Here is a 23,496-nt window from a genome sequence, read left to right as displayed (position 1 = left end):
AAATAGTTATCATTTATATTGATTCATTGCTCAGCCTCCATTAATATCATCCGGACATTTTTGGAGGCTTTTCAATGCGCTTTTCTACTTTGAGCTTGCTCTTTGCAGGCTTACTTACTGGTTGCTCTTCATATACGCAAACCAACTCTCACGCAACCTCAGCGGAAGTCACTAGTTTTTACGACTACCAACTATACACCCCTTCTGGCGAGCATATCGCTCTAAGCAAACTGCCAATTGAGCTGCAACAAGCAGATGTCATTCTTATTGGTGAATGGCACACACACGCCGGCGTTCATCGCTTTCAAACCGATATGCTCAAACAACTTACGTCCTACGACCGCTCACTCGCGTTATCTATGGAACAATTTACCCGCGACAAACAACCTGTTGTTGACGCTTACCTACGTGGGGAGATCGGCGAACAGTACTTAATGAAACAAGCCAACGCTTGGCCCAATTATGAAAGCGACTATCGCCCTCTCGTGGAGTTTGCTAAGCAGAAAAATCTCCCGGTCATTGCAGCAAATGCACCAAAGAGCATTGTTCGATGCATTGGTCGACAAGGGCTAGATTACATTAACAAGCTCGATGATGATCAGCGAATGTTCATTGCACAAGCCATCAACACTGGTAGTAGTCCGTACAAAGAAAAGTTCATGGCATCCATGCATCACGGTAAGCCAGAGCAGACGGAAAAACAGTTTGCAGCTCAAGTTACTTGGGATGAAACTATGGCGGAATCTATCGTTAGCTACCTAGACGACAACCCAGGCGCTCAGATTGTCCATGTTGCGGGCAAGTTTCACACCGAGCAAGGGTTGGGTACGGCAGCATCAATCTTAAGCCGCAACCCGAGCTTAAAAGTGGTTGTAATTAGCCCAACAGATAACGTGCTTTCTGATAATACAGACTATCAGTTAGAGGTTCTCGCACCACCAGTACGGTATGTACAAGATGCTCACCGCATGGCGGCATATCAACATCTAACTAAACGCAATAACGATCTTCAATGTAAGTAGCTGGTCTTCAATTTAAGTTACTACCTTGTCGTTGCGTTGCATCATCACACCGCTCCGAGTTCATAGAGTGACAACGGTCTGCTTCCTGCTGGTCTATTTTTTGCTAAAGATCACCAATAGAAACTAGAAGCGGCAAAAGCAGACCTGTTTTTATCCAAATAGCTTCAGAAATAAACTTTGCCGCCGATAAAAATATAACTGCTTTTTACCCGCACTCAGTGACCGAGTGTCGATGTTCCAAGGAGTATTCGATGAATCCAGTAGGAAGCACTTCTGTTAATAGCTATGCCAAACAATCTGTCGCCTCTAAACAAGCAAGTATTGCACAAGAAGAAACTAGCGCTTCGCCGCTGAAAGTCGAACACAATAAGGTGACGCTTTCGACCGAAGGCAAAGCGCTACTTGCCGCTCTGCAACAAATCGAGCACGACAGCAAGAAAATAGAAGCAGAAGATAAATCTGTTGGTGAAAAGGTCGAATCTTTCACGCATGGTGCTCTTGGCATGGATCACCCCGATAAAATCGAGAAAGAAGAGGATGGCTCATATTCTGCGGGTCAATACCTTTCTGCGGCACTTACCGTTGGTGGCATCATACTGGCATTAGTCTGATAACCAGTCTGATAATCGTCACGACAACAAATCCTATTTGAACCAAACACTTACTGCAGCCCATAATTTAATAAGCCAAAGAACGATATGATGCAAACGTAAGTGAATTCGACCGCTCTTGTGGCCCGATAATACATGCTCGTTTATTGCTCCCTAAACTAGGTTTCTTGTGAAGGCACTGAATGGATAACTTTAGTCCATGCTTTCAACTCCTAAGCGTAATCCAAGCCCGCGTTTGTGGGCTTTCTTCTTTCCAAACTAACGAACGTTAGAGAGCGACTCATTTTTTCTGCAAAACCAAACAAAAACGACAATTTGGTTAAACTTTTATTACCGACACAAAACCTTCATAAATCATTGCTTTAATGCCTGCGCTTTCAATAAACAAGGAAAATATAATGAAGCGCTTAGTATCTCCAATCGTTACGGCAGTGGCTGCATCTACCCTCTCTTTCAACGCACTCTCAGCTGAAATCAAAAACGTCATTTTGATGATCGGCGACGGCATGGGTCCTCAACAAGTTGGTTTACTCGAGACCTACGCAAAACACGCACCTAACTCGGTTTACAAAGGCGAAAGCACAGCGTTATACAAACTCGCTCAAGAAGGTGTGATTGGATCATCACTGACCAATCCAGAAGACGCAATTGTCGTCGACTCTGCTTGCTCAGCTACGATGCTAGCGACAGGAATCCCTACCGCTTCTGAAGTCATTGGCATTGATAGCCAAGGCAACCATGTCGAAACTATTTTGGAAAAAGCCAAAAGTAAAGGTAAAGCGACAGGGCTCGTCTCTGATACGCGTATGACCCACGCAACGCCAGCAGCATTTGCCGCTCATCAACCACATCGCTCCCTAGAAAACAATATTGCGGCGGATATGCTCGAAACAGGCGTAGACGTGATGATGTCTGGTGGACTTCGTCATTGGATTCCAAAGTCGACAAACGACAAGGGAGAGACATACGAGCAACTTGAAAAGCTCACTCAAGGTAATGTCTACCTAAAATCGAAACGCAAAGACGAACGCAACTTGCTTGCCGAAGCGCAAGACCAAGGCTATAGCTTAGCTTTCAGCCGCGATATGCTCACACAAGCTAAAGGTGACAAATTACTTGGACTTTTTGCTTACTCGGGCATGAACGATGGTATTGCCTACAGTCAAAGCAAAAACGATCCAAAACGCACGCAGCCATCGCTGAAAGAAATGACCACCAAAGCAATCGACATTCTTTCAAAAGACAAAGACGGTTTTTTCTTGATGGTTGAAGGCGGCCAAATTGACTGGGCTGGCCACAGTAACGATGCAGGTACGATGCTGCATGAAATGCTTAAATTCGATGAAGCGGTAAACTCAGTTTATGAGTGGGCAAAAGGCCGTGATGACACCCTGATCATTGTTACTGCTGACCACGAAACCGGCTCTTTTGGCTTTAGCTACTCATCAGCAAACTTGCCTAAACCACAAAAACGCGACGGCGAAGCATTCAAAAATCAGGATTACGCGCCAAACTTCAACTTTGGTCAGTTCGAGATCCTCGATGGTTTATACAACCAAAAGAAAAGTTACTACGGCATGATCAGTGAATTCCAAGCGCTTGATAAGAAAGAGCAAACTCCAGAGAAGTTTGCGGAAGTCGTGAACGCAAATAGCGATTTTTCGATTACGCCTGAGCAAGCAGAACGCGTATTAGCAAGTAAACCAAATCCATACCGACTCGCTGGACACAAATACTTAAGCGAAGAGAACGTACCGACAATCAATGACTTTGATGCTTTCTTTCCTTACAACGACCGTGGCAACTTGCTAGCGCGTGAGCATGCAACAAAGCAAAACACAGTATGGGGGACGGGTACTCATACGCATACTCCTGTCAACATATTTGCTTGGGGACCTGCAGAAACTATCCTTCCGGTATCAAAAATCATGCACCACTCGCAACTAGGCGAGTACTTGAAGCAACAAATTAAATAATCAACTTGCACTTACTTCACAACTCGTGATGTTTCAACGCTCTCGCAAGGGAGCGTTTTTTTATGCATGAAAACAGTTGACGTTTTAAATCGTACATCACAATAATTATGGGTCTTTAATTATATGAATAAAGAAAATGTGCGAAATCTTTGCTAAGCAACCCCAAGACAACTATCAGTTCATCACCCGCTCTATCCGTATTGATGGTCACGCGACCAGTGTAAAACTTGAAGCGAGCTTTTGGACAATTCTTGAGGAAATCGCTAGTGCTCAAAACATGACGGTTCCTAAATTCATAAGCACTGTTTATCAAGAAGCACTCGAATACAATGGTGAAGTGAACAACTTTGCCTCCTTACTTCGATGCGCTTGCCTCACTTACGCCCGCCAACCTCAAGAGACCACTCGTCAAGCACTTGCGCAACTTAACAGTTAATAGCAACCAACCGAGCAATAACCATCCTAGGCTATGCATCCGTATTATAAACCCTTGAGCATCTTCTAATTTGTCGTACTAGAGTACTACCCAGACTCCTTTTGAAATCGCTAACCTGTGCGGACTATCAAGGAGTACCTATGACAAAAATGATTCACACCATGATCCGAGTAAGTGATCTGGACCGCTCTCTACAATTTTACTGTGACGTACTTGAACTAGAAGTCGCTGATCAATACATCTTTGATGGCTTTTCTCTAACCTATCTAGCCAACCAAGAAACTGGCTTTGAATTGGAACTGACGCACAATCACGACCAAAGTGAGCCCTACACTCACGGCTCAGGTTACGGCCACCTTGCCGTCAGCGTGGAGGACATTGAACAAGCCCACAAACGCATTAAATCTCTCGGCATTGAAACTGGTGACATCAAAGCCTTTGACCATCAACAAAAGCATTTAGCAACGTTCTTTTTTGTAACCGACCCTGATGGTTACAAAATTGAGTTCCTGCAACGCCAAGGGCGTTACCTATAACAAAAAGAGTAAACATTATGATTCACTTGACGGCTACCTTTCATGCACAACCGGGAAAAGAACAAGAGTTGAAAGAGGTACTTACCCGAGCGCTTGAACCTACTCGCAATGAAGAAGGTTGCGTTCGTTATCAATTGTTCCAAGATAAAGACAATACATGCCACTTCGTTTTTCAGGAGCAATTTAAAAACCAACAAGCATTTGAGCTTCATGGTAAAACAGAACACTTTGCTCTTTTGATTAGCCAGATCGACAACTTGTTAGAATGCGAGCCTAAACTGGTGTTCTTTAACGAACTGTAACTATAGCGCTAACCGAAGATCAAAAAAGGCACTCTATCTAGAGTGCCTTTCACTAGTTGGGACCTGTGATTAAGCGTCTTGCTTCTCCACCATATGCAAATGCACATCTTGTTGTGGGAAAGGAATCGAAATACCTTCTCGGTCGAAGCGTAGTTTCACCTCTTTTGTCACATCCCAGTATACATCCCAGTAATCATCCGTTTTTACCCAAGGACGCACAATAAAATCTACAGAAGACGTATTTAATGTATGAACTTTGATCATTGGCTCTGGAGTGCGAAGTACCGAAGGGTGAGAGGTAATGATATCAGACAATACTGACTCCGCTTTTAAGAGGTCATCCGCATAGCCAATGCCAAACACCATATCCACGCGGCGAATGCGTTCATGCGTGACGTTCTTAATAACATCTCCCCAGATTTTGCTGTTAGGCACAATAATAATTTGGTTATCAAACGTACGGATTGTGGTGTTCACCAAACTCATATGGCTTACCTTGCCATCCACACCGCCAGCATACACAAAATCACCAACATCAAATGGGCGATAAATAAGCAGCATCATACCCGCCGCGAAGTTGGATAACGTGTCTTGCAACGCGAAACCAATAATCACACCAGCAATACCGAAACCGGTTAGGATTGGCGCTAGGTTCAAGCCAAGCTGAGATAAGCCTACCATGATACCGATCACCCACACGAATTTGCCGGACATCGAGATAAAGAAGTCCTGCATCAAGTGGGAAAGTTTTAAGTTTTTCGATGCAACTGCCTTACGGACCACTTTGCGCGTTAACTTAGCCAGTCCACGAGCGATCAATAAAATCAGCGCAAAAACAAACAACTGGAAGATATGCTGCGGTGCATTCTCGGCAAACCAATCCAGTGCCGAGTTGGACCAGTGACTCAGTATTGACCACACAACTTTGGTATTCAGTAAATCATGGGTGATATTACCCGTCACTTCAAAAATTTGGCGTTTGTATTCAGACGTTTCTAAACCGACTTTATCACCAATTGAAATCAGGTTGCGTAAGCTTTCTGTCGCAATATTTAGCCTTTGTTTAGTAATGAGCTGACTAAGTTGCAACGACGCTTTTTCCGACTCTGGGCTAGACGAAAGTTGGGAGCCAATGATCTCACTTTGCTGACTCAAGTACTCAATTGAAGCAGACAGTAAGCGCATACGTTTATCAATTTTATCTTTTAGTTCCGCTTCTGCGCGCTCGTTTTGGGCCCCTAGCTCCTTCAACCAAGCGAGATTTTGCCAGCTCGAATCGAAGCTAACATCAAGATAACGCTGTAGCTCTCGATAATCGTTAACAAGAGCAAGCTTCTCTTCATCCTTAGCCTTATTTAAATCCTCGACGACTTTCTTTATTTTTTCCGATAGATAGTTCGTCGCGTCCTCAGAGTATTGTTCTTGTTTTTTAACTAGCAAGATCAGCTTGTCGCGAGAGATAGTTTCACGTTCAATCGCTGACGCTAACTGGCTTCTTAATTCTTCATTCTTTTGGAATAGTTGCAGTTGAAGGGCGTCACGCTCGTCGCCACTCGCTTGCGAGAGGCTTTGGGATAAATCCACAATCTCTCGGTTCAAGTTGTCAATCGAGATTTCGGCAGCAGAAGGCTCTTGGATATCGTCAGTAGCAGTCGCATGAACAGCCATTGGGGAGAACATAATGACGGCAAGTGCGAATAATGTCACCCAAGATGTCAGGCGCAGTTTCTGGGGGAAATGAAACGTCATGTTTACCTCATAGGGAACAATCCTGATCAAAACAATCAGGAATAGAAGTGTAAAGCGTTGAAATCATACTCCTAAGTTTACAACACTAAATAATAAACTGAGCAGCATTTCGTTAGCGAGACGTCAAAGTTGGGAGCCCCAATAGCAAACAAGCCTTTCATTTAATCAATGAAAGGCTTGTTTTTATTCGACTAAGGACGGTTGGGATGATTTAAAATATGGTCTTCCCAATCCACCACATCAATCTCGTAAACAACTTTGTTACGGACACTTTCCCCAGCCGCATGCATTGCGGACTTAGAGCCTGTAATCAACGGATGCCATTCTGGTAAAGGCTGCTTTTCAGCCAACAGACGGTAAGCGCACGTGTGTGGCAGCCAAGTAAAATCGTCGATGTCTTCTCGGGTCAGCTTGGTGCACTCTTCACCCGAAGTGAAACGGTTTGGGTAATCCTTACATGAACACGTTTTACTGTTCAGCCAGCTACAAGCCACATTGGTATAGTAGATTTCATCGGTATCTTCATCCATCAGCTTATGCAAACAACATTTGCCACAACCATCACAGAGAGATTCCCATTCCTCTTCTGTCATCTGCTCTAACGATTTACTTTGCCAAAATGGAGTGCTCATACTTCAGGTCTCACCAAGGGAATTTAGGGGGCGATTTATACTCTTCTCAACGCAAAAGTTCAAGTTTTGAGAAGATCTTGCATCCTTCCCACATAACGGTGGAGATATTCAACTACTTTCGTTTTACTGTTCTATCCTTAAACAAGTTTCCATTACTCAATTGATCAAGAAGGCATTAAGGAGTTTTCATGGGTATTATTTCTTGGATTATTTTGGGCTTAATCGCCGGCGCACTTGCTAAATGGCTCATGCCAGGAAAAGATGGGGGCGGTTGGATTGCAACAATGTTACTTGGTATTGCAGGGGCATTTGTAGGTGGCTTCCTTGGCGGCATTCTCGGTTTCGGCGGAGCAACTGGCGTCAACATTGGTAGTATCATTACCGCAACACTAGGCGCATTTATTCTGTTGTTTGTTTATAACCGTTTCTTAAAATAAGCACGATGATTTAAAAGCAAAAAACCAAAAAGGGAGCGTAATGTTAAGCGCGCCCTTTTATTTTTTTCTTTCTTCACTCTTCCAATCCACGTCAAAATGACCATAATTGCCCCCTTAATTTTTTAAGAGGTTTACATTATGGATTGTCGATTAGGATGTGGAGCGTGCTGTATTGCGCCAAGTATCTCTTCACCAATACCTGGAATGCCCAAAGGCAAACCTGCAGGTGTTCGTTGTGTGCAACTCAACGACGACAATTTGTGCAAGCTATTTGGTAAGCCTGAACGCCCTAAAGTCTGTCACGATTTTAAACCGTGTCCGATTGTATGCGGCAACACCAATCAAGAAGCACTCGACAACATCACTGAATTAGAACAATTGACGTAATGCGACTCTAGACCACACGTTTAAAGTTAGTACCTCGGTTGTTTCTCTCCGAGGCAGTAATCAAAGCAAACTCAAGATTTAGCACTTTCCCCCTCTGCTTTTTATCTCACCCTTGAGAACTCTTGCCACATAGCGTTCCATTTGCGGTTTTCGCGCGATCTCCCTCACAATTTATTGACAATTCTCGACTATGTTCAGCGGGTCATTTAATTAAAGATCAGGAAAGAACATGAATAAGTATTTGGCTGAGGCTTTTGGCACGTTCTGGCTAGTGTTAGGCGGCTGTGGTAGCGCGGTGTTGGCTGCGGGTTTCCCTGAAGTGGGTATTGGTCTGTTGGGCGTTTCTTTGGCATTCGGTTTAACCGTTCTGACGATGGCATTTGCTATCGGTCATATTTCAGGTTGTCACTTGAACCCTGCAGTGACAGTTGGCCTTTGGGCTGGCGGTCGTTTTGAGACAAAAGACGTTGCTCCCTACATCATCTCACAGGTTATCGGCGGGCTTATCGCAGGTGGTGTGCTTTACGTTATTGCATCTGGACAAGCAGGATTCGATGTTGTGGGTTCTGGCTTTGCCGCCAATGGTTATGGTGAACACTCTCCAGGCCAATACTCGATGATCGCTGCACTTGTGACTGAAGTTGTCATGACGATGATGTTCCTGATTGTCATTATGGGTGCAACAGACAAACGTGCGCCACAAGGCTTTGCACCTATCGCAATTGGCCTGTGTTTGACTCTCATTCACCTGATCAGCATTCCTGTCACCAATACGTCAGTAAACCCTGCTCGTAGCACGGCAGTCGCAGTATATGTGGGTGACTGGGCGGTTTCTCAGCTATGGCTGTTCTGGATTGCTCCTATTGTGGGTGGCGTGCTTGGTGCGGTTATCTACAAAAACCTTCTTGGTAAAGAATCGAACGATTAATCGTTCCCAACTCTCAAAATCAAAAAAGCCGCTGAATTCAGCGGCTTTTTATTAAATTCTGTGTCGACCTAATAGCGAATGTGACAACGTCGTGCCATCAACAAGCTCTAGCTCCCCACCGACAGGCACACCATGCGCGATGCGGCTGGCATCAACTTGGTGCTCTTTACATAGCTCTGCGATGTAGTGGGCAGTGGCTTCACCTTCAACTGTTGGGTTTGTCGCCAAAATCACTTCGGTAATATCACCGCGACGTAAGCGGTAATCAAGGACATCTAATCCAATATCACTTGGACCAATACCATCTAATGGCGACAAATGCCCCATAAGAACAAAATACCGACCAGAATATTGGCCTGTTGCTTCAACGGCTGCGATGTCTGCCGGGCTTTCTACCACACAAATTTGACCATTTTCTTGGCGTTTTGGGTTGGTACAAATGTGACAGACTTCTTCTTCGGTGAAGGTTCGACACTCAGTACAATGACCTATTTCTGTCATTGCCTGACTCAGCGCATCTGCAAGCTGCAAACCGCCTTTTCTATCGCGCTGTAACAAATGAAAGGCCATACGCTGCGCTGACTTGGGGCCAACCCCAGGTAGACAACGTAAGGCCTCCATCAATTGCTCCAGCATATGACTGGTACGCATTAAAAGTCCGCTTAATTAAATATCAGCAGATTAGAATGGCATTTTCATGCCTGGTGGTAGTTGCATACCGCCAGTTACAGAAGCCATTTTCTCTTTTTGAGTTTCTTCAACACGACGGGCTGCATCGTTGAACGCCGCAGCGATCAGATCTTCAAGCATTTCTTTGTCGTCTTCCATCAAACTTTCATCGATGTCAACACGACGTACGCTGTGACTACCAGTGATAGTAACTTTAACTAGGCCAGCACCAGACTCGCCAGTTACTTCCATATTCGCGATTTCTTCTTGAAGCTTTTGCATGCGATCTTGCATTTGCTGGGCTTGCTTCATTAGGTTGCCCATACCGCCTTTACCAAACATGTTTATCTCTCTGGTTTAATGAGGTGTTGCATCAATTAATGGGGTTATACCTTTGGGTTTTCAACCCCATTCCATTCGATTATTAGATAGGGCGCACACTATCTTTATCAAGCTCTGCAGCAAAACGACGTTCAATAAATTGAACATTTGGATCGTTTTCTAAACTGTTCAGCGCTTGCTGTAATTTCTCTTGGTAGAGCCTATCTCTCAGTTCAAGTGGTGTTTCTCCACTCTCCCCTATTTCGATGCTCATGTGGCACTCTTCACCTAACACGGTATTAAGTGCTTTGAGCAATTCGGCTTGAGCTCTATCAGTATTCAAATGAGCTTGGCTGCTTCTCAATAGTAACGAAACGGTTGTTCCTTCCTTACTATAATGAGAGTTTAGCGCAAGTTGCTCTACCAGCTTAGGGATCTCCATTAAGCTGATGAGCTTCGCCCATTCATTATGTTCTAATGACTCATCGATGAGCTTTTGTGCCATTTCAGGCGTTTTCTCATGCTCAAGTGCCTGCTTGAGCTGCGTAGGTGTCAGTTTTGTATTTACTTTTGTCTCAACAGGCTTGCTTGGACGCCAGCGATACGCTTCCTCAACTTGTGGCTCCGTCGACTTCGGAGCTGAGTTTGGCGACACCTGCGCGGAATTGCCATGCAATTGCGCTACTCGGTCGATAACCGATTCTGGTTGTGCAGATGCCGCTTTAGGCTTTTTTGAGCCACCATTTTGAGGAGTGTTCTGTTGTAGGCCTTGACGCTGAGAACGTAATTGGTGACGTAAACCGCTTAGACCACCGCGCGCCGGTGTTGAAACGCTCTCTTGCACTTGTTGAGGTGGCGTTTCATGCTGCGGTGCAGGGTTTTCGCTCATCGGCGGCGCCATATCATACTGTGGCGGAACCCTCTCATATCCACTCGCGTGATATTCAGGTTGTGAATTGGATGAAGGTTGAGGCGCCACTTGTGGTGAGCTTTGTGCTGGACTCGGCTGCTGAGCTCGAGGAGCTGCTACTGTCTGAGCTGGTGCAGTCTTTGATTGACTGGCACTTTGAACTGGGGCTGAAGCTGATTCGCAGTTACTGGAAACAACATTTGCCACACTGTTACTTGATGGGCGGAACGCCATCATACGCAGCACAATCATTTCCAGACCGACTCGCCCATTTGGCGAGAGGGTCAAATCTTCACGACCTTTCAATGCAATTTGATAGTAAAGCTGAACGTCTTGCGGGCTTAGAGCTTTACTCAACAGCTCAATTTTCTCTGCATCTGGTTGTGCTAGGTCTAACGACGCGGGCAACGCTTGATACATCGCAATTCGGTGTAACTGTGTTGCGACTTGCTGCAACAAACCATCCCACTCAACACCATTTGCCGCTAATTGTTGGATTTTATCCATAGCTTGTTGAGGTTTCTTGCTGCTGATTGACTCTAGTAAGTGAATCGCTTGGTCGGTATCAATCGTCCCCAACATGTGGCTGACAATATCGGCTTGCACCGCACCGTTACCTAAAGCTATTGCTTGATCAGTCAAGCTGAGAGCATCACGCATACTGCCATCTGCAGCATGTGAGATCATACCCAACGCTTTTGGCTCTGCTGAAACTTGCTCTTGACCTAGGATGTAATCAAGTTGCTGGTGAATATCATCAACGCTGATTGGTTTCAGATGAAACTGAAGACAACGCGACAATATAGTGACAGGCAGCTTTTGTGGATCAGTTGTTGCGAGTAAGAACTTCACATACTCTGGCGGCTCTTCCAGGGTTTTCAACAACGCATTGAAAGAGTGACGCGATAGCATGTGCACCTCATCGATGAGGTACACTTTAAAACGTCCACGAGCAGGTTTGTATTGAACGTTGTCTAACAGTTCACGAGTGTCTTCAACTTTAGTACGTGATGCTGCGTCGATTTCAAGAAGATCGACAAAGCGACCTTCATCAATTTCACGACAAGTATCACACTTACCACAAGGTGTCGCGGTAATGCCGGTTTCGCAGTTCAAGCCTTTGGCAAACAGCCTACCGATACTCGTTTTACCCACACCACGAGTCCCGCTGAACAGATAAGCATGGTGTAAACGGTTTTGCGCCAGTGCGTTTTCCAACGCCGTCAGGACATGTTTTTGTCCGACAACTTGGTCAAACTGATTAGGACGCCATTTTCGCGCTAAAGCTAAATAACTCATTGAATGTATTAATGTCCTTCAAAATCGCAGATGCTGTACACGTTTAGACCTAGTGCTTCTAAACGTTTATCGCCACCGATTTCTGGTAGGTTGATAACGAACGCAGCGTGCTCAACTTCACCACCCAGTTGGCGAATCAGCTTAGTCGTCGCTTCAATAGTACCGCCCGTTGCCAATAAATCGTCGACAACCAGTACTTTGTCGCCTTCAACGATGGCATCTGTATGGATTTCTAGTGTATCAACGCCGTATTCAAGCTCATAAGATTGAGCAACAGTAGGGCGTGGTAGCTTGCCTGGTTTACGCACTGGTACAAAACCAACACCTAGCTCAAGCGCTAAAGGCGCGCCAAATAGAAAGCCACGGGCTTCCGTACCCACAACCTTGGTAAAGCCCATATCTTTGTAACGTTCAACAAGTAAGTTGATCGTCGCTTGGTATGCTTTCGCGTCTTCAAGAAGGCTCGTCACATCACGAAATAGAATGCCTGGCTTTGGGTAGTCTTGGATGCTTTTGATGCTAGATTTGATCAGTGAAATTGTTTCTGTAGTCATAATACCGATTTACTTAGATTGGCTCATCGCCCTCTCTAATCGCAGTATCACGAGGGCAACGAACAATAGGTTTTCACCACTATGTGCTTATTTTCGTAAAAGTCACAGGCGCTGAAAATACAAACGCCCACTCGAAGAGCGGGCACACTATTCTCTACAATCTTAGTGATTTTCTTCTCGGTCAGCAACCAACTCAATCACAGGCAGACGCATAAACCAGCTGAGTAAAACGATTAGCATCACTAAAAGACCAATTTTTACCCAAATGAGGGGGACAACAACGATTGAAACCATGAAACTAAGCGCAATAAAAATCGCACCACGCTTTTTTACTTTTGAAGTAACAGCCCGATGCTTATGCCAATTGTCGAGAATGGGTCCAAACGTTTTGTGGTTATGTAACCATTGATGAAATGCGGGGCTACCACGCATAAAACATGCGCTAGCAAGCAAAATAAAAGGTGTGGTGGGTAACAGTGGAAGGGCTATGCCGGCTATGCCTAGCACAATACAGAGTCCACCAACAGTATTGAAAAAGTAACGCTTAATACGAATGGTGAACTCCGGTACAAAATAGCTAGATTAAAAGCCTGCGTAACCATTCATTACACGAAGCCAGGTTAGCGTTGCAGGAAGTGTTGGGATCAAAAGAACTGCAATAAAACCTAAAAAGTAAAAAATATTATAAGGCTCTTTAAAATCTTTGTCTGCCATGATGTGTCTTCTCACTAGTTGACTTTGCTTCTCCCAAGGCACAGCGTTAAATTATCGTTGCACAAATGGGTCATTATTGTTTTAAGCGCTGACTATACATTAAACAGCCAAATCTAAACACCAGTAAAAAGTAAGGTTATTAAACTAAACGTATGTTGTTTTGGTGGTTCTAAAAAGATAATAAGCAGCGTAAGGACGCTGCTTATTGGTTTGCAAGTCATAATTATACTAGTCGGGATTTCCGGGTAATACTTAAACTAAAACTTGAAGAACCTAAACACCCGATAGATAACTGTCCTGCAACACTAAGCGGTAAATCGCGGGTGATGAAGTTTTTCATACTTCCTCCCCCTAAACGGTTACCTGCTGCGATGTGTTGATTCGTATTTCCGTCAGACCAATGGCTATCTAAACCCGCAGGTAATATAGAGACCGAGGATGAAGCGAGGTCGGCGACACCAAACACAGCATTGACTGCACCCGCACACTCCGAACACTCAATTCCTTTTTCAATGATCCCTACCATGTCCTTGAGATCAGCACTGAAACTTTTCAAGTTACGGAGATAATCGTCAAACAATGCCCTAACGAGCAATGTCGTCGCAACTCCATCATTAGCTTGGGAAGCAGAATCAACGAGATAAAACGCAAATTGACCATTCATTAACCAACGATAATCGAAAACCAAGGGCATCACATCCGTCGATTGCAATAAACGGTACGAGCAGCGCCAATCTCCCTGAGCAGCATCCTTCTCTGGCAATAGCGCTTGCAGTAAATCTCTTGCCGCACTCGGATTCTGTTGTAAATATTCCAGATGCCAATACAGCTCTTGTTCATCTGGGATTTCACCACCATCATCAACTCTAAACCACTGACTTGAAAAGTCACGTTGTTCTGAGAAGTGACTATCGGTATCTTCTAGCGTATTCTCTATCGCCTGAGATAGGTGCTCATAATTACCTATCGGTTTAGGAAGAAAATCTTTAATACCAAATCGCAACGCTTTCGCGACATCGGACATTTCATCCGTGCCTGATACCACGATAAGCGGCATATATGGGTATTCGAGACTAACTTCTTCGACGAACTCGATACCATCTAAGACCGGCATCGATAAATCACATAAGATAAGATCGGGTTGGCATTCCCTGAGTTGTTGAAGCGCTTCTAGGCCGTTTTCTGCTTCTACTACTTTAAAACCCTGACTTTCTAAATAGGCATTGGTTACTTTACGAAATATTGGATCATCGTCCACCAACATTATTAGTTTTTGATTAATCACTTCCTGTGCCGAGACCATTGCCGTTTGACTGTGAGTCTTAAACATACCTTTATCCCTCACAAAGCTCAGTCAAAAAAACAGATTTATTATTAAGTCATTATTTTTGTTGTGTTTACTTCCAGCAAAACGTGTCACAGCAAGACCTGAGGCCGCTTTGCCTTGTTATAAAACTTAGCTCGGAAACTGCATTAATACAAATATTACGGCGTATAACAGTATTTACTCAAACAGGGTTGCTGTGTTCAAATGATGCAACATGTTGACTTAAAGCAAGCTTTGATCACAAAGTTAATTATAAATTAACCGTAATCGGTAATTTAATGTGTCTGGAAATATGAAATTAGATGACTTAAACCTGTTTCGACTGGTTGTCGAAAATGGGAGCTACACCGCAACTTCGCGAAAAACCATGATCCCGGTTGCGACCATCACCCGACGCATTCAAGCGCTAGAAGACTCTGTCAATCTTCGACTATTGAACCGTCATGCTCGCAAACTCTCGCTCACTGAAGCAGGGGAACGTTTTTACCATGAGTGCTCTCCTTTACTACAAAGGCTAACAACCGCAGCAGAGGAAATCACTGACGACTGCCGAGGAGCATCCGGCAAGATTAAGATATCCGCGCCTTACAACTTAACTAAACGAATGATGATGCCGATGTTCAACAGCTTTATGAAGCAGTACCCGGACATCAACATTGAGCTAACGACAGAGAATAATGCGGACAAGCTTGACCCTACTGAATGGGATGTAATTTTTCGAGTGGGACCGCAACGCGACTCTAGCCTCATCGCGCGTAAGATTGGCGAAGTGAAGGATATTCTCGTTGCAAGCCCTGACTATCTAACCTCGAATCCTGCGCCACACCATGCAGAAGAGCTCTCTAACCATTCATTGCTAAAAGGGTACCCACTTATTAAGTGGACCTTGATTAATAGCAAAGGCGAGTCTGTGGTGAATGTTGATCGTGGTCGTTTTCAAGCAAACGCGCTCAATGTGGTGCGCAGCGCTTGTTCCGAAGGTTTAGGCATCACACTAATGCCAGATGTAATGATCAAAGAGTACATCGAGAGCGGCGATTTGGTACGCGTACTGCCAGATTGGAGTGCAAACCCGCGCGACATATATATGCTTTACAACCACAAAGACCACCTGCCAGAGAAAGTTCGCCTCTTTATTGACTTTGTGATCGCTTATAACATTCACTAACTAGATAGCGAAAACAAAAAACCAGAGCCGAAGCTCTGGTTTTTTTACGACTTAAGAAAGCGCATCCTATGCGCCTTCGTTATGAAGCTCTAGGTTTGCTAAATCCTGTTGGATTTCAAGTTGTGTTTTCGCATCATCATTACGAAGACCATCTAAGAAATCTAGGTATTGTTGGTCGATATCACCCGTTACGTATTCGCCGTTAAACACGGAAGTATCGAACTGAGTAATGTCTTGGTTTCCAAGACCTACAGCCTCTACCAAATCTTCTAGACGTTGATAAATAAGCGCATCGGCACCAATCTGCTTACAAATTGTATCGTTGTCACGGCCATGGGCAATAAGCTCTGTAGCACTTGGCATATCAATGCCGTATACGTTCGGGAAACGAACTTCAGGAGCCGCTGAGACCATGTACACTTTCTTGGCACCAGAATCACGAGCCATCTCAATAATCTGCTCTGACGTTGTACCTCGAACAATAGAGTCATCCACCAGCAACACATTCTTACCTTTGAATTCCGAACGAATAGCATTCAACTTGCGACGTACTGATTTCTTACGTTGTTGCTGGCCAGGCATGATAAACGTACGTCCAACATAACGGTTTTTCACGAAACCCTGGCGATAAGGGATATCGATCGCTTGTGCGATTTGCAGTGCAATGTCGCAAGACGTTTCAGGGATAGGAATGACAACATCGATATCAAGGTTTGCGTAATCTTCACGAATACGTTCGCCCAGCTTTTTACCCATTTCAACGCGAGCGCTGTATACCGAAATTTTATCGATGAACGAATCTGGACGAGCAAAGTACACGAACTCGAAAATACAAGGGTTCAGCTTAGGATTATCTGCACACTGCTTCGTGTAAAGCTCACCGTCAAACGTTGCGTAAATCGCTTCACCAGGTGCAACATCACGGACGAAATCAAAACCGACCGCATCCAATGCCACCGATTCAGAAGCAACCATGTACTCTGCTCTGCCGTTAACTTCACGCTTACCTAAACACAGCGGGCGAATACCGTGTGGGTCACGAAATGCAATCATACCATGACCAATGATCATAGCTGTCACAGCATAAGCACCGCGAATTGTGCGATGAACATTGGTGACTGCGCGGAATACGTCTTCGGTCGTGACATTTCCTTTTACTGAGTCAATTTCGTGCGCCAGTACATTTAGTAATACTTCAGAGTCTGAAGTGGTATTGATATGACGGCGATCTTTTTCAAACAGCTTCTGACGAACTTCGTTGGCGTTAGTCAAGTTACCGTTGTGGGCAAGTGTAATACCGAAAGGAGAGTTTACGTAGAAAGGTTGAGCTTCTGAAGCGCTTGAACTGCCTGCTGTAGGGTAACGAACATGACCAATTCCGACCTCGCCTTGCAGGCGTTGCATGTGTCTTGCTTCAAATACATCCTTGACTAAACCGTTCGCCTTACGCAGACGAAAACGATTGCTTTCTATGGTACAAATACCAGCGGCATCTTGGCCACGATGCTGTAACACCGTTAACGCGTCATAAATAGACTGGTTTACAGGCGTTGTGCCCACGATTCCAACAATACCACACATGTCCTAATCCTCGATTTGCGACAGTAGCTGGCACTACTAGATAGTGCCAGACAGAAAACTTGATGTTGCTTGTAAATGCTCGAAGAATGGGGCGATGATACGGCTGAACTCAGGGATCAACTGTGAATCTTTCCACCAATCCGAGCTTGGGAATGCAGTAAACGCATCCATAAAAAACAGCACCGCAGAAACAATTAAGACTCCGCGTAGACCACCAAATACAATCCCGAGAATTCGGTCCGTACCTGATAGCCCTGTTTTTTGTACCAGTTGACCAATGACGTAATTCACCACTGCACCAACTACCAAGGTTGCGACAAATAACGCCGCGATCGCCGCTCCGTTACGAAACATATCATCTTCGATGTTGGTGAAGTACACCGCCAATTTGGCGTAGTAATTACTGGAGATAAAAAACGCTCCGAACCAAATCACCAAAGACAAAGCTTCTTTAGCAAAACCGCGAACTAAACTGATCAGAGCTGAAAATCCGATCACACCTAAAATGATAAAATCTATCCAATTCATCTTTTCTTCATCTTAAGTTGGCGCGCATTTTAACAGAAAAAATGCTGACGCAAACGTTTTCTTATGGATTTAATGGCTTAAATTTAAGCAATTGACCTTTTGAACCTGTAATTTTTTGTAATTCTTGAACTTGTCGTTCAAGTTTACTTTTTGACACATCAGGGCCAACAATCACTCTCGTAAACTCGTTTTCTTTCTTTGTGTGAGCTTGATAACCACGCTTTTGCAAATCCGCGACAAGCGCGACAGCATTTTCGTGATTCTTAAGTGCCATCAACTGAATGATCCAAGCTGAATCTTCATATTGATTTTTCTCTTGAACAGGACGAGTGACGACCTCAACTTGCTCTGGTTGTTTGATGACCTCAGGTTTAGATGTTGGCGCTGGCTCGGGCTCAGAAACGGCTACTTGAGCATCCTCACGTTCTTGCACTACAGCTTCAACCGGAGAATCCGGTAACGTAATGTCGTCTTCCACTGGCTCTAATATTTCGAAGTTTTCCACATCACTATCAAGTTCTGGTTTGATAGGAATACTGGCAAATTCTTCTTTGTAGTGCAGTTTCTTACCATCTAGCACATCGGGAAGAACAATGACTCCGACTGCGACTAGAATGATGGTGCCGACTAAACGACTTTGGAATTTACTTGCCATCAAAATACCTTTACTTATTTATTATTTGATTGCCAATGTTCCAATACCTCTCCGACGGTATGGAATGAGCCAACCACCAGAATAACGTCTCCTGTCTTTGCGTGGCTTCTCGCACTCTCGAAGGCGTCAACAGGGTTTTCAAAATGAACTTGCCCATCAGGTAAGTATTGGCACAATTCATCAGCGGTCGCCGCTCTCGGTCCAGTAAGCGACGCTGGATACCATTGTGTTGCAACTGGAGTTAGAGCTTCAATGGTTGCTTTAATGTCCTTGTCATGCAGCATTGCAACCACAATATGGATATTCTTACCCAAATATTGTTGCTTCACTCTCTCTACCAAATACTCAGCAGAGTGCGGGTTATGAGCGACATCAAGGACTATTTCAGGTTCGTGATGCAGTACTTGCATACGCCCCGCCAAACGCGCATTATTCAAGCCATTGACAATATTTATGTCAGTGATTTGCAATTCCGAAGCCCCTAGTGCCATCAGTGCAGTGGCTGCATTTTGTAATGGTAGCGATGGGATTGGTAAATCCTCTAACTCAAATGCCCCACTGCTCCACTTCCAACCATTATCAGTTAGTTGGTAATCGTACTGAATACCTACTTGGAAGAACTCAGAACCAATATCGTCAGCATGAGCCGCCACGGTCGCTGGTGGCGTTGGTTGACCACAAATTGCTGGCTTCCCTGAACGGTAAATGCCCGCTTTTTCAAAACCAATAACATTGATGTCATCACCAAGCCAATCCACATGATCGATCGCTAAGCTCGTAATAACAGAAACATCATGGTCAACAACGTTAGTGGCGTCTAGACGGCCGCCAAGTCCTACTTCAAGTAAGACAACGTCAACTTTCTCTACTTGGAAAATACGTAGCGCAGCAAGCGTACCGAATTCAAAGAGGCTAAGGCTAACATCACCACGCTGCTTTTCTACATAATCGAATGCTTCACAGTGCTTTGCATCTACAACGTCAACGCCATTAATGCGTACACGCTCGTTGTAACGAATCAGGTGCGGAGAACTGTAAACACCGACTGAATAGCCAGCATCAAGTAAAATGGCTTCCATTAACGCACACGTTGAGCCTTTGCCATTGGTTCCGGCAACGGTGATTACGGTTGGAGCTGGTTTGGTAAGATTGGCTTTGTTTGCTACCGCTTGGACACGGTCTAAGCCTAGATCAATTGCTGAGGAATGAATATTTGCTAAATAATCAAGCCACATCTCTAATGAAGATGTGGCTTGAGGAATTGGGTTTTGGGTCATCTAACTTTAACCATTAAATTCTTTGGTTTTTATGTTAGTTGATACTTTACCCTTTTTCGTCCGCTTCTGGTACAGAATATGGCTCTTCATTTGGAGATTCGTTAACCGAAACCACCAAAGGAGACTTGTGGTTAGTCATCTTAGCGATAAGACCACCCACACGCTGACGCATTTCACGACGGTCAACGATCATATCAATAGCACCGTGATCAAGTAGGAACTCACTACGCTGGAAACCTTCAGGAAGATCTTCACGCACTGTTTGCTCGATTACACGACGACCAGCAAAGCCAATCAGGGCCTTAGGTTCACCGATGTTGATATCACCCAACATAGCCAAACTTGCTGATACACCACCCATTGTAGGGTCAGTTAGAACCGAAATAAACGGCAGACCTTTTTCTGATAAACGCTCAAGCGCAGCACTGGTTTTTGCCATTTGCATAAGAGACATTAATGCCTCTTGCATACGAGCACCACCACTTGCTGAGAAACAAACAAGCGCACAGTTATTTTCAATGGCTGCATCTACGGCTTTCACAAAGCGAGCACCAACGACTGAACCCATTGAACCACCCATAAAGGAGAATTCAAACGCACACGCCACAAGCGGCAGACCAAGCAATTCACCCTGCATAACAACTAGCGCATCTTTCTCGCCGCTGTTTTTTTGTGCAGCAGAGATACGCTCTTTGTATCGCTTAGAATCTTTAAATTTCAGTTTATCCTGTGGCTCAAGTTCAGAACCTAATTCAACTCGATTACCTTCATCTAAAAATGTTTCCAAACGACGACGCGCTTTCATACGCATGTGATGGTTACACTTTGGACAAACTTCTAAGTTACGCTCTAGTTCAGCATGGTATAAAACCTGTTCACAAGAGGTACATTTAGTCCACACACCTTCTGGGATAGAAGCTTTGCGTGAACTTACTAGATTGCTTTTCTCTAAAATCTTTTCAAGCCAACTCATGGAAGACCTTTTCTCTCAACTCTTCCGCTTCATTGCGAAAGATATAAATTCGACATAATACCGACGGATTAAACCATATCTTGCAGCTACTGTAGATAAAAAACTGGTTGTACCTATTTTTGATATCGTAAATAGCGTATGTTTTCCGTTCACATTCAATGTAAACACTACCGATATTTTGAAATAAGTTTGTAAAATTAGTTCAAATTATCTGGTAAAAACAGTGGACCGATCGGCACTTCAGGTAACCCAAACTCTTCTGGGTAGTCTACATCTACCAGGTACAGACCTTCCGCTTTCGCTGTCGCACCCGCTAGTTTGCGATCTTTGGCGTCTAATAACCACTTGATCCATTCAGGACTCTCTTCGCCACGTCCAACTTTTATCAAGCTACCCGTGATATTACGAACCATATGATGCACGAACGCATTGGCTTTAATATCAATAACCACATAGTTTCCATGGCGCGTAACGTTCAGATGCATCAAGTTTCGAAATGGACTGCGAGACTGACAATGCGCCGCGCGAAACGACGTAAAATCATTTTCGCCGAGTAGGAACTGCCCTGCTTCATGCATTTTTTTCTCGTCGAGCTCACCATGATAGTGACTAACCCCCGAGTTTAAGATGCCTGGACGTAAAGCATGATTGAAAATAATGTAACGATAACGGCGCGCTGTCGCTGAGAATCTTGCATGGAAATCATCTGAAACTTCTTGAGCCCAACGAACCGCTATATCGCTCGGCATGTTCGCGTTTGCGCCCATGGTCCAAGCTACCATTTTTCGAGTAACGTTGGTATCAAAGTGCACAACTTGTCCCGTGCCATGCACGCCTGCGTCTGTCCGACCAGCACACTGAACTTCAACTGGGTGATTAGCGACGACGGACAATGCTTTCTCTAGCTCTTCTTGGACACTTTTCACTTCTCTTTGGCGCTGCCAACCAAAGTAGTTTGTACCGTTGTACTCGATACCTAATGCGATTCTCATCTTAACCTTCGAACTCTAAAATGGGGCGGGAAGTATATACTCAAGTCACCTCAAGTTGCCAGTTTCACCAAGGGTGACATAAAGGTAGCATCCTACTAACGGGACACAAAAAGGGTAGCAAACGCTACCCTTTTGTTTCGGTTTATCGGCCATTAATGGCGTCAATCAGGCTTTTTGCTTCGCGGCGAATATCATCCTCACCGTAAACAATCGCCTCTTCTAGTAGTTTAATCGCCCCTTGAGAATCGTTCATCTCGAGATAGATTTTAGCCAAATCCAGTTTCCCAGCCGCTTCAGCATTGCTATCTACGTCAATATCGCCGATCTCACCGATAACATCTGGAAACTCGTTCAATCCGACATCGAGCTTAAGGTCTTCTTCTTCGAACTCACCACCTTCTCTGTCGACCTGAGCCATCAATTCATCAATCGTCATAAATTGATTTTTCTTCGGGTCGAAGTCATCCAAGTCGCTTTGCTCTGCCCAGTTTTCTTGCGCGATCTCTGGCTGACTTAGTGCATCACTCGAATTCCAAACATCACGCTGGTCCTCAGGCACTTCTTCAGTAGAACTTACGTTATCAGCAGCGGGTTTAAAGCCATCCCAATCATCTCCAACATCAAGCATGGTTTCAAAATCCATACCTGCACTTGCGATGGTGTCACTGTCTAGTTTACCTTCAAATACTTCTGAGTTTGCGTCTTCCGCAAGAAGGTTAGCCATTGATGATTCATCATCCAAATTACTGAGCGGCTCACCCTCTGTCGCTGTTGGCTGCACTTCTGGGTCAGTATCAAAGCCGTTTTGCTGCGCAAATACTTCAAACAAAGCATCATGATCGTTATCGGCTTGAATAGCTGGTCTCGATGTCTCTGCTTCAACCTTAGGGCTCTCTGACGCACCCTCGTTCATTGACGCGAGAACATCTTCCTCATTGAACTCTGGAAGATCTTGGTCGTCAAAACTTAACTCTTCATCCTCACCGGAGATTGGTTCTATATCTGCAGTCTCAGAGCTCGGTAATTCTGGCTCTTCTTCCATCGACGCCAAGGCATCTTCTTCGCTGAACTCTGGCAAATCGAGCTCATCAAAATTGAACTCTTCTTCGAACTCAGTTGGCAAGTCGGCTTCAACTTGTTCTAGTTCAATGGACTCGGACGTTTCTAACTCCGGCTCATCCACCATAGACGCCAATGCGTCTTCTTCACTAAACTCAGGAAGATCCAGCTCATCAAAATTGAATTCATCTTCTGATTCAGCTGGCAAGTCGGCTTCAACCTGTTCTGGCTCAACGGACTCGGACGTTTCTAACTCCGGCTCATCCGCCATAGACGCCAATGCGTCTTCTTCACTAAACTCAGGAAGATCTAGCTCATCAAAATTGAATTCATCTTCTGATTCAGTTGGCAAGTCGGCTTCAACTTGTTCTGGCTTAACGGACTCGGACGTTTCTAACTCCGGCTCATCCGCCATAGACGCCAATGCGTCTTCTTCACTAAACTCAGGAAGAT

26 protein-coding genes are annotated in these 23,496 nt (G+C 44.6%); 10 read left to right on the top strand and 16 right to left on the bottom strand.

Translation table 11 applies throughout. The features are described from left to right. Positions 1-74: 74 nt before the first annotated feature. The 6 genes from R8O70_RS14280 (at position 75) to R8O70_RS14255 (ending at position 4,883) form a co-directional block, all read left to right on the top strand. Positions 75-1,022 (top strand): ChaN family lipoprotein, encoded by a 948-nt coding sequence (locus R8O70_RS14280; RefSeq protein WP_047104404.1) that lies wholly within the window; start codon positions 75-77, stop codon positions 1,020-1,022. A 251-nt stretch (positions 1,023-1,273) separates the two neighbouring features. After that, the gene (locus tag R8O70_RS14275) at positions 1,274-1,633 is read left to right on the top strand and encodes a hypothetical protein (RefSeq protein WP_005380688.1); all 360 of its coding nucleotides are present in this window, start codon (positions 1,274-1,276) and stop codon (positions 1,631-1,633) included. Between the two features lie 398 nt (positions 1,634-2,031). After that, positions 2,032-3,609: an alkaline phosphatase gene (locus R8O70_RS14270; protein ID WP_258623377.1), complete on the top strand. Its 1,578-nt coding sequence runs from the start codon at positions 2,032-2,034 to the stop codon at positions 3,607-3,609. Between the two features lie 136 nt (positions 3,610-3,745). Then, entirely contained in the window at positions 3,746-4,045 is a 300-nt protein-coding gene (locus R8O70_RS14265) for a ribbon-helix-helix domain-containing protein (protein WP_005384938.1), read from the top strand. A gap of 140 nt (positions 4,046-4,185) precedes the next feature. Further along, complete coding sequence (locus R8O70_RS14260; protein ID WP_005380685.1) at positions 4,186-4,581, top strand: VOC family protein; 396 nt, start codon at positions 4,186-4,188, stop codon at positions 4,579-4,581. 17 nt (positions 4,582-4,598) lie between these two features. Further along, entirely contained in the window at positions 4,599-4,883 is a 285-nt protein-coding gene (locus R8O70_RS14255; RefSeq protein ID WP_005384942.1) for a putative quinol monooxygenase, read from the top strand. 69 nt (positions 4,884-4,952) lie between these two features. Here the strand turns inward: R8O70_RS14255 and R8O70_RS14250 are convergent, their stop codons facing one another. Together R8O70_RS14250 and R8O70_RS14245 are read right to left on the bottom strand one after the other, a co-directional pair. Beyond that, positions 4,953-6,632 (bottom strand): mechanosensitive ion channel family protein, encoded by a 1,680-nt coding sequence (locus R8O70_RS14250; RefSeq protein WP_005380681.1) that lies wholly within the window; start codon positions 6,630-6,632, stop codon positions 4,953-4,955. A 191-nt stretch (positions 6,633-6,823) separates the two neighbouring features. Next, positions 6,824-7,264 carry a YcgN family cysteine cluster protein gene (locus R8O70_RS14245; RefSeq protein WP_005384948.1) on the bottom strand — a complete coding sequence of 147 codons (441 nt, stop codon included), beginning with the start codon at positions 7,262-7,264 and terminating at the stop codon, positions 6,824-6,826. Between the two features lie 188 nt (positions 7,265-7,452). Here R8O70_RS14245 and R8O70_RS14240 point away from each other — a divergent pair, with 188 nt between their 5' ends. The 3 genes from R8O70_RS14240 (at position 7,453) to aqpZ (ending at position 9,016) form a co-directional block, all read left to right on the top strand. Next, positions 7,453-7,701 carry a GlsB/YeaQ/YmgE family stress response membrane protein gene (locus tag R8O70_RS14240; protein WP_005380625.1) on the top strand — a complete coding sequence of 83 codons (249 nt, stop codon included), beginning with the start codon at positions 7,453-7,455 and terminating at the stop codon, positions 7,699-7,701. Positions 7,702-7,839: 138 nt separating this feature from the next. Beyond that, entirely contained in the window at positions 7,840-8,088 is a 249-nt protein-coding gene (locus R8O70_RS14235; RefSeq protein WP_017820793.1) for a YkgJ family cysteine cluster protein, read from the top strand. Between the two features lie 229 nt (positions 8,089-8,317). Next, positions 8,318-9,016 (top strand): aquaporin Z, encoded by a 699-nt coding sequence (gene aqpZ, locus R8O70_RS14230; protein WP_005384951.1) that lies wholly within the window; start codon positions 8,318-8,320, stop codon positions 9,014-9,016. Positions 9,017-9,067: 51 nt separating this feature from the next. On the opposite strand, the gene recR is transcribed toward aqpZ, so the two are convergent. The 7 genes from recR to R8O70_RS14195 form a co-directional block, all read right to left on the bottom strand. Continuing rightward, positions 9,068-9,667, bottom strand: coding sequence for a recombination mediator RecR (gene recR, locus R8O70_RS14225; RefSeq protein ID WP_005380619.1), 600 nt, complete (start codon positions 9,665-9,667; stop codon positions 9,068-9,070). 30 nt (positions 9,668-9,697) lie between these two features. Continuing rightward, the gene (locus R8O70_RS14220; RefSeq protein ID WP_005380618.1) at positions 9,698-10,027 is read right to left on the bottom strand and encodes a YbaB/EbfC family nucleoid-associated protein; all 330 of its coding nucleotides are present in this window, start codon (positions 10,025-10,027) and stop codon (positions 9,698-9,700) included. An 82-nt stretch (positions 10,028-10,109) separates the two neighbouring features. Continuing rightward, a complete protein-coding gene (gene dnaX / locus R8O70_RS14215) occupies positions 10,110-12,215 on the bottom strand; it encodes a DNA polymerase III subunit gamma/tau (protein WP_318184221.1) in 2,106 nt (701 codons plus the stop codon). An 8-nt stretch (positions 12,216-12,223) separates the two neighbouring features. Beyond that, the gene (gene apt, locus R8O70_RS14210; RefSeq protein ID WP_005380615.1) at positions 12,224-12,769 is read right to left on the bottom strand and encodes an adenine phosphoribosyltransferase; all 546 of its coding nucleotides are present in this window, start codon (positions 12,767-12,769) and stop codon (positions 12,224-12,226) included. Positions 12,770-12,931: 162 nt separating this feature from the next. Further along, entirely contained in the window at positions 12,932-13,318 is a 387-nt protein-coding gene (locus R8O70_RS14205) for a YbaN family protein (protein WP_195723121.1), read from the bottom strand. A 33-nt stretch (positions 13,319-13,351) separates the two neighbouring features. Beyond that, positions 13,352-13,483: a hypothetical protein gene (locus R8O70_RS14200; RefSeq protein WP_005380608.1), complete on the bottom strand. Its 132-nt coding sequence runs from the start codon at positions 13,481-13,483 to the stop codon at positions 13,352-13,354. Positions 13,484-13,706: 223 nt separating this feature from the next. After that, positions 13,707-14,813, bottom strand: coding sequence for a response regulator (locus tag R8O70_RS14195; protein WP_005380606.1), 1,107 nt, complete (start codon positions 14,811-14,813; stop codon positions 13,707-13,709). Positions 14,814-15,102: 289 nt separating this feature from the next. On the opposite strand from R8O70_RS14195, the gene R8O70_RS14190 reads away from it, so the two are divergent. Continuing rightward, the gene (locus R8O70_RS14190) at positions 15,103-15,978 is read left to right on the top strand and encodes a LysR family transcriptional regulator (RefSeq protein ID WP_005384959.1); all 876 of its coding nucleotides are present in this window, start codon (positions 15,103-15,105) and stop codon (positions 15,976-15,978) included. 66 nt (positions 15,979-16,044) lie between these two features. Here the strand turns inward: R8O70_RS14190 and purF are convergent, their stop codons facing one another. The 7 genes from purF to R8O70_RS14155 form a co-directional block, all read right to left on the bottom strand. Then, positions 16,045-17,559: an amidophosphoribosyltransferase gene (purF, locus tag R8O70_RS14185; RefSeq protein ID WP_005380592.1), complete on the bottom strand. Its 1,515-nt coding sequence runs from the start codon at positions 17,557-17,559 to the stop codon at positions 16,045-16,047. Positions 17,560-17,595: 36 nt separating this feature from the next. Then, complete coding sequence (locus R8O70_RS14180; protein ID WP_005380590.1) at positions 17,596-18,087, bottom strand: CvpA family protein; 492 nt, start codon at positions 18,085-18,087, stop codon at positions 17,596-17,598. A gap of 61 nt (positions 18,088-18,148) precedes the next feature. Further along, positions 18,149-18,742: an SPOR domain-containing protein gene (locus tag R8O70_RS14175; protein ID WP_017820797.1), complete on the bottom strand. Its 594-nt coding sequence runs from the start codon at positions 18,740-18,742 to the stop codon at positions 18,149-18,151. Positions 18,743-18,756: 14 nt separating this feature from the next. Next, complete coding sequence (folC, locus tag R8O70_RS14170) at positions 18,757-20,019, bottom strand: bifunctional tetrahydrofolate synthase/dihydrofolate synthase (RefSeq protein ID WP_017820798.1); 1,263 nt, start codon at positions 20,017-20,019, stop codon at positions 18,757-18,759. Positions 20,020-20,065: 46 nt separating this feature from the next. After that, positions 20,066-20,992 carry an acetyl-CoA carboxylase, carboxyltransferase subunit beta gene (gene accD / locus R8O70_RS14165; RefSeq protein WP_005380583.1) on the bottom strand — a complete coding sequence of 309 codons (927 nt, stop codon included), beginning with the start codon at positions 20,990-20,992 and terminating at the stop codon, positions 20,066-20,068. A gap of 197 nt (positions 20,993-21,189) precedes the next feature. Beyond that, entirely contained in the window at positions 21,190-21,984 is a 795-nt protein-coding gene (gene truA, locus R8O70_RS14160; RefSeq protein ID WP_033907367.1) for a tRNA pseudouridine(38-40) synthase TruA, read from the bottom strand. A gap of 142 nt (positions 21,985-22,126) precedes the next feature. After that, positions 22,127-23,496 (bottom strand): FimV/HubP family polar landmark protein (locus R8O70_RS14155; protein WP_318184220.1); only part of this gene is annotated, 1,370 nt, incomplete at its 5' end.

Origin of the sequence: Vibrio sp. 779(2023) (assembly GCF_033344285.1) — a bacterium.
Classification (GTDB): Bacteria; Pseudomonadota; Gammaproteobacteria; order Enterobacterales; family Vibrionaceae; genus Vibrio; species Vibrio alginolyticus.
The sequence above is the reverse complement of the archived record's forward strand: the minus strand, read 5'-3'. Positions and strand labels throughout refer to the sequence as shown.

Coding starts and splice junctions, on each gene's coding strand:
- folC (WP_017820798.1), bottom strand. CDS start 20,019: ATGACCCAAAACCCAATTCCTCAAGCCACATCTTCATTAGAGATGTGG.
- R8O70_RS14265 (WP_005384938.1), top strand. CDS start 3,746: ATGTGCGAAATCTTTGCTAAGCAACCCCAAGACAACTATCAGTTCATC.
- R8O70_RS14255 (WP_005384942.1), top strand. CDS start 4,599: ATGATTCACTTGACGGCTACCTTTCATGCACAACCGGGAAAAGAACAA.
- R8O70_RS14235 (WP_017820793.1), top strand. CDS start 7,840: ATGGATTGTCGATTAGGATGTGGAGCGTGCTGTATTGCGCCAAGTATC.
- R8O70_RS14245 (WP_005384948.1), bottom strand. CDS start 7,264: ATGAGCACTCCATTTTGGCAAAGTAAATCGTTAGAGCAGATGACAGAA.
- dnaX (WP_318184221.1), bottom strand. CDS start 12,215: ATGAGTTATTTAGCTTTAGCGCGAAAATGGCGTCCTAATCAGTTTGAC.
- truA (WP_033907367.1), bottom strand. CDS start 21,984: ATGAGAATCGCATTAGGTATCGAGTACAACGGTACAAACTACTTTGGT.
- R8O70_RS14180 (WP_005380590.1), bottom strand. CDS start 18,087: ATGAATTGGATAGATTTTATCATTTTAGGTGTGATCGGATTTTCAGCT.
- purF (WP_005380592.1), bottom strand. CDS start 17,559: ATGTGTGGTATTGTTGGAATCGTGGGCACAACGCCTGTAAACCAGTCT.
- R8O70_RS14280 (WP_047104404.1), top strand. CDS start 75: ATGCGCTTTTCTACTTTGAGCTTGCTCTTTGCAGGCTTACTTACTGGT.
- accD (WP_005380583.1), bottom strand. CDS start 20,992: ATGAGTTGGCTTGAAAAGATTTTAGAGAAAAGCAATCTAGTAAGTTCA.
- aqpZ (WP_005384951.1), top strand. CDS start 8,318: ATGAATAAGTATTTGGCTGAGGCTTTTGGCACGTTCTGGCTAGTGTTA.
- R8O70_RS14220 (WP_005380618.1), bottom strand. CDS start 10,027: ATGTTTGGTAAAGGCGGTATGGGCAACCTAATGAAGCAAGCCCAGCAA.
- R8O70_RS14275 (WP_005380688.1), top strand. CDS start 1,274: ATGAATCCAGTAGGAAGCACTTCTGTTAATAGCTATGCCAAACAATCT.
- R8O70_RS14195 (WP_005380606.1), bottom strand. CDS start 14,813: ATGTTTAAGACTCACAGTCAAACGGCAATGGTCTCGGCACAGGAAGTG.
- R8O70_RS14190 (WP_005384959.1), top strand. CDS start 15,103: ATGAAATTAGATGACTTAAACCTGTTTCGACTGGTTGTCGAAAATGGG.
- apt (WP_005380615.1), bottom strand. CDS start 12,769: ATGACTACAGAAACAATTTCACTGATCAAATCTAGCATCAAAAGCATC.
- R8O70_RS14240 (WP_005380625.1), top strand. CDS start 7,453: ATGGGTATTATTTCTTGGATTATTTTGGGCTTAATCGCCGGCGCACTT.
- R8O70_RS14270 (WP_258623377.1), top strand. CDS start 2,032: ATGAAGCGCTTAGTATCTCCAATCGTTACGGCAGTGGCTGCATCTACC.
- R8O70_RS14200 (WP_005380608.1), bottom strand. CDS start 13,483: ATGGCAGACAAAGATTTTAAAGAGCCTTATAATATTTTTTACTTTTTA.
- R8O70_RS14175 (WP_017820797.1), bottom strand. CDS start 18,742: ATGGCAAGTAAATTCCAAAGTCGTTTAGTCGGCACCATCATTCTAGTC.
- R8O70_RS14250 (WP_005380681.1), bottom strand. CDS start 6,632: ATGACGTTTCATTTCCCCCAGAAACTGCGCCTGACATCTTGGGTGACA.
- R8O70_RS14260 (WP_005380685.1), top strand. CDS start 4,186: ATGACAAAAATGATTCACACCATGATCCGAGTAAGTGATCTGGACCGC.
- recR (WP_005380619.1), bottom strand. CDS start 9,667: ATGCGTACCAGTCATATGCTGGAGCAATTGATGGAGGCCTTACGTTGT.